The sequence below is a fragment of the Sphingopyxis sp. genome, assembly GCF_036402335.1.
In the GTDB taxonomy this organism is placed as follows: Bacteria; Pseudomonadota; Alphaproteobacteria; order Sphingomonadales; family Sphingomonadaceae; genus Sphingopyxis.
Genome location: NZ_DASWTD010000641.1, coordinates 1 through 6,963, shown reverse-complemented (window position 1 = coordinate 6,963; position 6,963 = coordinate 1). Strand labels below are relative to the sequence as shown.

Annotated in this window: 6 protein-coding genes; 2 read left to right on the top strand and 4 right to left on the bottom strand. The window is 65.5% G+C overall.

Annotated elements, in window-relative coordinates:
• Window positions 1-43: 43 nt before the first annotated feature.
• Genes VGD20_RS20640 through VGD20_RS20630 form a run of 3 tightly spaced genes read right to left on the bottom strand, consistent with a single transcriptional unit; the run spans window position 44 to window position 3,000 of the window.
• A complete protein-coding gene (locus VGD20_RS20640) occupies window positions 44-1,288 on the bottom strand; it encodes a Xaa-Pro peptidase family protein (protein ID WP_331136246.1) in 1,245 nt (414 codons plus the stop codon).
• A gap of 15 nt (window positions 1,289-1,303) precedes the next feature.
• Entirely contained in the window at window positions 1,304-2,509 is a 1,206-nt protein-coding gene (locus VGD20_RS20635; protein WP_331136245.1) for a DUF1343 domain-containing protein, read from the bottom strand.
• Entirely contained in the window at window positions 2,506-3,000 is a 495-nt protein-coding gene (locus tag VGD20_RS20630; RefSeq protein WP_331136244.1) for a DOMON-like domain-containing protein, read from the bottom strand. Before VGD20_RS20630 ends, VGD20_RS20635 begins: the two co-directional genes overlap by 4 nt.
• Before the next feature lie 95 nt (window positions 3,001-3,095).
• On the opposite strand from VGD20_RS20630, the gene tyrS reads away from it, so the two are divergent.
• Both tyrS and VGD20_RS20620 read left to right on the top strand, forming a co-directional pair.
• Window positions 3,096-4,322 carry a tyrosine--tRNA ligase gene (gene tyrS, locus VGD20_RS20625; protein ID WP_331136243.1) on the top strand — a complete coding sequence of 409 codons (1,227 nt, stop codon included), beginning with the start codon at window positions 3,096-3,098 and terminating at the stop codon, window positions 4,320-4,322.
• 74 nt (window positions 4,323-4,396) lie between these two features.
• Window positions 4,397-4,738: a PilZ domain-containing protein gene (locus VGD20_RS20620; RefSeq protein WP_039576180.1), complete on the top strand. Its 342-nt coding sequence runs from the start codon at window positions 4,397-4,399 to the stop codon at window positions 4,736-4,738.
• Window positions 4,739-4,763: 25 nt separating this feature from the next.
• On the opposite strand, the gene recG is transcribed toward VGD20_RS20620, so the two are convergent.
• Entirely contained in the window at window positions 4,764-6,830 is a 2,067-nt protein-coding gene (gene recG, locus VGD20_RS20615; RefSeq protein WP_331136242.1) for an ATP-dependent DNA helicase RecG, read from the bottom strand.
• Between the last annotated feature and the right edge of the window lie 133 nt (window positions 6,831-6,963).

Sequence of the window (6,963 nt, the reverse complement as noted above, 5' to 3'; positions counted from 1 at the left end):
TCGACAGGCTCAGCACAAACGGACTTCGGGAACCGGGTGCGCGTCAGTCGAACGGCGCGTCGATTGACGGCGGCGGCTCGCTGAACCATTTCGGCCCGCTGTCGGTCATATAGAAACAATCCTCGAGCCGGATGCCGAACTCGCCGGGGATATAGATGCCGGGTTCGTTCGAAAAGCACATGCCGGGCGCCAGCTTCGTCGTCTCGCCGTGCACAAGGTTGACCGGCTCATGCCCGTCGAGGCCGATGCCGTGGCCGGTGCGATGCGAGGTGCCGGGAAGCTTGTAGCCGGGGCCCCAGCCGAGACCCTGGTAATAGGCGCGCACCGCATCGTCGATCGCGCCTGCCGGGGTGCCGAGCTTTGCCGCGGCAAAGGCGACGTCCTGCCCCTTGCGCATCTGGTCCCAGACCTGCCGCTGGCGCGCGCTCGCCTTGCCGAAGACGAACGTCCGCGAAATATCCGACTGATAGCCGTGCACGGTCGTGCCGCAGTCCATCAGCACGACCTCGCCCTCGCGCACCATCTGCGGCTTGCCGCTCCCGTGCGGATAGGCGCTCGCCTCGCCGAGCAGGATCAGCTCGAATCCGCCCTTTCCGCCCAGCGCCGCCGTCGCAGCGGCCATGATCGCGCCGACCTCGTCGCGACTCATTCCCGCCTCGACGCGCGGCGCGGTATGGCGGTAGGCAGCGATCGTGATGTTCGATGCGATCTGCATCAGCGCGATCTCGGCCGGCGATTTGTGCATGCGGCAGCCGCGCACCACCGGCGCGCCGTTGACGACGGTGATCCCCGGCATCGCCTTTTCGAGGCCATCGACGGCGAAATAGCGCACCGTTTCCTCAACCCCGATCCGCCCTTTCGTCAGCCCGCGCTTGCCCAGCCAGGCGGCGACGGCGGCGAGCGGATTCTCGTCCTCGTTCCACGTCAGCACCTTGGCATCGACTGCCAGGCTTTCGCGGACCGACGGTTCTTCGAAGAAGGGCGTGATCACCGCGATTTCGCCCTCGCGCGTCAGCACCGCGGCGGTCAGCCGCTCGCTCCGCGACCAGCGCACACCGGTGAAATAGATGAGGCTCGATCCGGGTTCGATCAGCAGCGCGCCGATATCGTTCGCGCGCATCAGATCCTTCGCCCTGGCGATCCGCGCCATGCGCTCGGCCTTGCCGATGGGAACCGCTTTCGCGGCAAGGTCGGGAAGACCCGCCGTGTCTGCCGCAAACGCCGAAACCGGCAGGCTGGCGGCCAGTCCGCCGAGTGCCGCAGTGCCCAGAAATTGCCGTCGGTGCATCGACTTCCCCTCTTGTCAGTAAATCAGCAAGTCCGCGATTTCTGCGCGCCATCCCGCTTCGTCGGGCAGCGCCAGCGCGTCAAGATCGCCGGGCGTCGCACGCGTATCGTCGACCCACAAGCGCAGCCCCGGGCCGCCGTTAATCACATCGATCGCGAGCACATCGTCGGTATATTCATATTTGAAATCCTTGCCGCGCCAGATCGGATAGTCTGGATAGAGGCCGCGGATCGCCTTGAAGCCGAGCGCCTGCACGCGCCACGGGCGAAAGGCCGCATGATCGTACCACGCGCCCTCGGCATGGATATGGACGCCGCTGTTGAGCTGCCCGACATGCTTGTGAAAGGTCGGCTGGAACCAGATATCGCGCAGCTTGCACCCCGCCAGCCATTCGGGCGCAAGGCGGTGCATTTCGGCGATCACCGCCTTGGCGTCGATGTCGGGCGCACCGAATAGCTCGAGCGGACGCGTCGTGCCCCGGCCCTCGCTCAAAGTCGCACCCTCGACCATCACCGTGCCGGCATAGGCGCGCGCCATGTTGACGTTGGCGGCATTGGGGCTCGGGTTGATCCAGACGCGCCCTTCGGGCCAGCCGAAGCCCGGACCGTCGGGCTCCCAGCCCTCCATCGCGATCACGCGGTAATCGACGTCGAGCCCGAAATGGCGGATGAACCAGTGTCCCATCTCGCCCATCGTGAGGCCATGCCGCATCACCATCGGCCCTGCGCCGACGAAGCTTTCCCAGCCGGGCAGGAGCCGCGTGCCCTCGACGGGACGTCCCGCCGGATTGGGCCGGTCGAGCACCCACACCGCCTTGCCGTGCTCGGCCGCGGCTTCGAGGATGTAGAGCAGGGTCGTCACATAGGTATAAATGCGGCAGCCGAGGTCCTGCAGGTCGATCAGGATGACGTCGAAGGTGTGCATCGACTGCCCGCTCGGCCGCCGGACGTCGCCATAAAGGCTGAACACCGGCATGCCGTACGTCGGATCGGTGAAGTCGGGCGACTCCATCATATTGTCCTGAAGGTCACCCCGAACGCCATGCTGCGGCCCGAACACCGCCATGATATCGAGCCCCGAAGCGACCAGCGCATCGAGACTGTGCGTCAGGTCGGCAGTGACCGAGGCGGGGTGCGCGAGCAGCGCGACGCGCTTTCCTTCGAGCGGTTTGCGAAGCGCCGGGTCGGCGAGCAGGCGATCGATGCCGAAGTGAACAGTCATGCCGCGTCGGGTGCCCCAAGCGTGAGCGCAAAGCAATCGGGATGATGGAAGTCGGGCTTGCCGGGTGGGTGCGCGAGCGCCCAATAGCTTTTGGTGCCGTCGACTTCCTCGATCACCGCCGACAGCGCGAGCCGCGCCCCATTGTCGGGAAAAATCCCGGGTTCGACGCGTAAGGCATAGTTCTGATCGCCCTTCTCCGCCGCCATTTCCCACGGCGCGAGATCGTCGGAACGCAGCAGCGAGCGATAATCGTCGAACTGGTAACAGGCCCAGCGCCCGTCGGGCGAATAGTTGAATTCGGTATAATCGGGCTCGCCCTCTTCGGTCAGGAAGGCTTCGAAACAGGTGCTTTCCCACAATCCGTCGGTCGCGCTGTCGGCGATCACGAGTTCGCCCCGCCCGTCGGGCAGCACCAATTGTCCGATCGCCCCCTCGACGATAAAGCGCAGCGCAAAACCGTCGTCGAACGACAGGCCGATTTCGACCGCCACGGCGCGCACAGCCTTTCCCGGGGTGTCCGGATGACAGATCAGGTCCCTGCGCATGCTATCCAAATATCAAACCCCATGCTAAGCGCCCGCCCGCTATGACCAGTTACAAATCCGACCTGCTGCGCCTGCTCGACGAGCGAGGCTATATCCATCAGACGACCGACGCGGAAGGGCTCGATGCGCTCGCCGCGAAACAGGTCGTCCCCGGATATATCGGTTTCGACGCAACCGCGCCCAGCCTGCATGTCGGCAGCCTCGTCCAGATCATGATGCTGCGCCGCCTGCAGCAGACGGGGCACAAGCCCGTTGTGCTGATGGGCGGCGGGACGACACGGATCGGCGACCCGACCGGGCGCGACGAGAGCCGCAAGATGCTGTCGGACGAGACAATCGCCGCAAACATCGCGTCGATCTTCAGCATCTTCCAGCAATTCCTCTCCTTCGGCGACGGGCCGACCGACGCGGTGATGGTGAACAACCACGACTGGCTCGGCCAGCTCGGTTATATCGAGCTGCTGCAGGAAGTGGGCACCCACTTCACGATCAACCGCATGATGACCTTCGATTCGGTCAAGCTGCGGCTCGAGCGCGAGCAGCCGATGACCTTCCTCGAATTCAACTACATGATCCTTCAGGGCTATGATTTCCGTCACCTGTCAAAGGACATGGCCGTCCGCTTGCAAATGGGCGGATCGGACCAGTGGGGCAATATCGTCAACGGCATGGAACTCGGCCGCCGGATGGACGGCGCCGACCTCTACGGTCTCACGACTCCGCTGCTGACGACCGCCGCAGGGGCAAAAATGGGCAAAACTGCCGCTGGCGCGGTGTGGCTTAATCCCGCACAACTGTCCCATTTTGATTATTGGCAATATTGGCGCAACTGCGACGACCGCGATGTCGGCAAGTTCCTGAAGCTGTTCACCGACCTGCCGCTGGGCGAGATCGCGCGGTTAGAAGCGCTCGAGGGCGCCGAGATCAACGAGGCGAAGAAAGTCCTCGCGAACGAAGCGACCGCGATGTGCCGCGGCGAAGAGGCCGCGAAGGCTGCGGCCGAGACCGCGACACAAACCTTTGAAAAGGGGCAGATCGGTGGCGACCTTCCGCAGGCTGTCGCGCCCGCCGGGGGGATCAGCGTCGTCGAGGCGCTACGCGAGCTCGGTTTCACCGCGTCGAACAAGGAAGCGCGCCGCAAGCTCGAAGAGGGCGCGGTAAAAGTCGACGGCGAAGTCGTCCGCGACCCGCAGCACCGGATTCTGCCCGGCGCCGATCCGGTTCCGCTGAGCCTCGGGTCAAAAAAGCATGGCCTTGTGACCCGTTAACGCTCACAAGCCCATTTACGACTTTTTCAGCAATCGGGTGGATCGTCATGGCCAAATCAACAAGGTCCACGAAAATGCGCAAGATCGACACGAGCAAGGCCCATTATGTCGGCCTCGACCAGCGGATCGCTCCGCGTAGCGACGTCTATTGCCGCCTGCCCTTCGTCATGCCCGACGGGCGGCAGGAAATGTGCACCTGCGTCAATATCAGCGCCGACGGCATGCTGATGCGCTTCGAACGCGGGCTGGAGATCGGCGACCTCGTCGTGTTCCGCATGCCGATCGTCGGCCGCATCGCGGCAAAGGTCGTCTGGTCGATCGGCGGCAAGACCGGTGTGCAATTCGACAAATCGATCTCGGTCGAAGATTATCTGCCGATGATCCGCGCCATGGGCGCCAGAGGCGACGTAAACTAAAAACGCGCGCACGCGGCGACGTCAACTAACCGCTTCGCAGCAGCGGCACCGCCGCATCGCGTTCGAACAGGTAGAGGCAGAGGCGTACCGCTTCGGCCCTCGCGCCCTCCATCCCGCCGTCGCGTTCGACGAACAGCCGCGCATCGTCGTGCGCGACCGGCAGCAGGCGTACCAGCTGTTCGGGGGTCGCGAGCCGGTAATCGGCGTCGCCCGACTGCTTGAGCCCGAGCAGTTCGCCGCCGCCGCGCAGTTCAAGGTCCTTCTCGGCAATCACGAAACCGTCGTTGGTCTCGCGCATCAGCGCGAGCCGTTCGCGCGCGGTCTCGGAGAGGTTCTGCGAACGGAGCAACAGGCACACCGATTTCGCCGTGCCGCGACCGACGCGGCCGCGGAGCTGATGGAGCTGCGCGAGCCCGAAACGGTCTGCATGCTCGACGACCATCAGGCTGGCGGCGGGCACATCGACCCCGACTTCGATCACCGTCGTCGCGACGAGGACGCCGATTTCGCCCGCCTGGAAACGCGCCATGACGTCATCCTTCTCGGGCCCCTTCATCCGCCCGTGAACCAGTCCGACCCGGCTCGCGCCCAGCCGTTCGCGCAGCAAGGCCGCGCGCTCCTCGGCGGCGGCGAGTTCGCTGATCTCGCTTTCGGCGACGAGCGGGCAGACCCAATAGGCCTGCGCCCCGCTCGCGAGATGCCGATCGAGCCCGTCGACGACCTCGTCGAGCCGGTCGACCGAAACGACGCGCGTATCGACCGGCGTGCGCCCCGGCGGCATCTCGTCGAGCCGTGACACGTCCATCTCGCCGTGATTGGCGAGCAGCAGGGTTCGCGGGATCGGGGTCGCAGTCATCACGAGCAGGTGCGGCGGGCGCGCCGCCTTTTGCGTGAGCATCAACCGCTGTGCGACGCCGAAGCGATGCTGCTCGTCGACGACGACCAGCGACAGATCCTTGTACGTCACCGCCTGCTGAAAGATCGCGTGGGTGCCGACGAGGATATCGATGCTGCCGTCAGCAAGCCCCATCAGCGTCGATTCGCGTGCCTTGCCCTTGTCGCGCCCGGTGAGGATCGCAAGGTTGACGGGCAGGCCGGCAAGCATGCGCTGCAGGGTCGAAAAATGCTGGCGCGCGAGGATTTCGGTCGGCGCCAGCAGTGCCGCCTGCGTCCCTGCCTCGACCGCCGCGAGCATCGCGCGCAAGGCGACGAGCGTTTTGCCCGATCCGACGTCGCCCTGCAGCATGCGCAGCATCGGCGTGTCCTGCGCCATGTCGCCCGCGATCTCGCGCCCGACGCGCTCCTGCGCACCGGTCAGTCCGAACGGCAATTTCAGCGCATCGGCCAACCGGCCATCGCCGGCGATCGCCCTCCCCTTGCGCGTCCTGAGGCCCTGCCGGATCAGCATCAGCGCGACCTGGCTCGCAAAAATCTCGTCATAGGCGAGCCGGTCGCGCGCCGCCTCGTCGCGCGGGCTGGCGTGCGCACGCGCCATCGCCTCACGCCACGCGGGCCACCCGCGGCTGGCAAGCAGCGGCGCGTCGATCCATTCGGCAAGCTCGGGCCGCCGCTCGAGCGCCACCTGTCCAAGCTGCGACAGGCGCGCGTTCGTCAGTCCTTCGGTCAGCGGATATACGGGTTCATGCTCGGCGATACCGCCCTCGTCGCCCGGTTCGACAACCTGGTCGGGATGCACGATCTGGCGCATGTCGCCATAAAGATCGAGCCGCCCCGACACGCGGCGCTTCTCGCCGAGCGGGAAGAGCTTGCGCGCGAGCCCCGACGTCCGCCCGAAATAGACGAGCCGGACATGATCGCCCGCATCGTCGAACGCTTCGACCCCGAACGGCGCACGCGGGCTTCGACCCGGACGATAATCCTGTGCGGTCAGTTGGACGATGATTGTCTGTCCCGCCTGCGCTTCATCGAGCCGTTCGACGGGGAAGCGCGAGATCAATCCCGTCGGCAAATGGAACAGCACGTCGACGACCCGTTCGAGCCCCAGCCGGGTGAGCGGCTTGGCAAGCTGCGGCCCCACCCCTTTCAGGTCGGTGAGCGCGGCAAAGAGCGGATTGAGTATCTCGGGTCGCATGGACGACGATTGTTAGCGCCGAGATCGGGAATCTAACACCCAGTTAAATCGCGGCAGACGATCCTCCCGTCGCGCAGCGATGGGGAGGTGGCAGCCCGTAGGGCTGACGGAGGGGCTTTGGCGCCGCCGCTGC

Coding starts and splice junctions, on each gene's coding strand:
- recG (WP_331136242.1), bottom strand. CDS start 6,830: ATGCGACCCGAGATACTCAATCCGCTCTTTGCCGCGCTCACCGACCTG.
- tyrS (WP_331136243.1), top strand. CDS start 3,096: ATGACCAGTTACAAATCCGACCTGCTGCGCCTGCTCGACGAGCGAGGC.
- VGD20_RS20620 (WP_039576180.1), top strand. CDS start 4,397: ATGCGCAAGATCGACACGAGCAAGGCCCATTATGTCGGCCTCGACCAG.
- VGD20_RS20640 (WP_331136246.1), bottom strand. CDS start 1,288: ATGCACCGACGGCAATTTCTGGGCACTGCGGCACTCGGCGGACTGGCC.
- VGD20_RS20635 (WP_331136245.1), bottom strand. CDS start 2,509: ATGACTGTTCACTTCGGCATCGATCGCCTGCTCGCCGACCCGGCGCTT.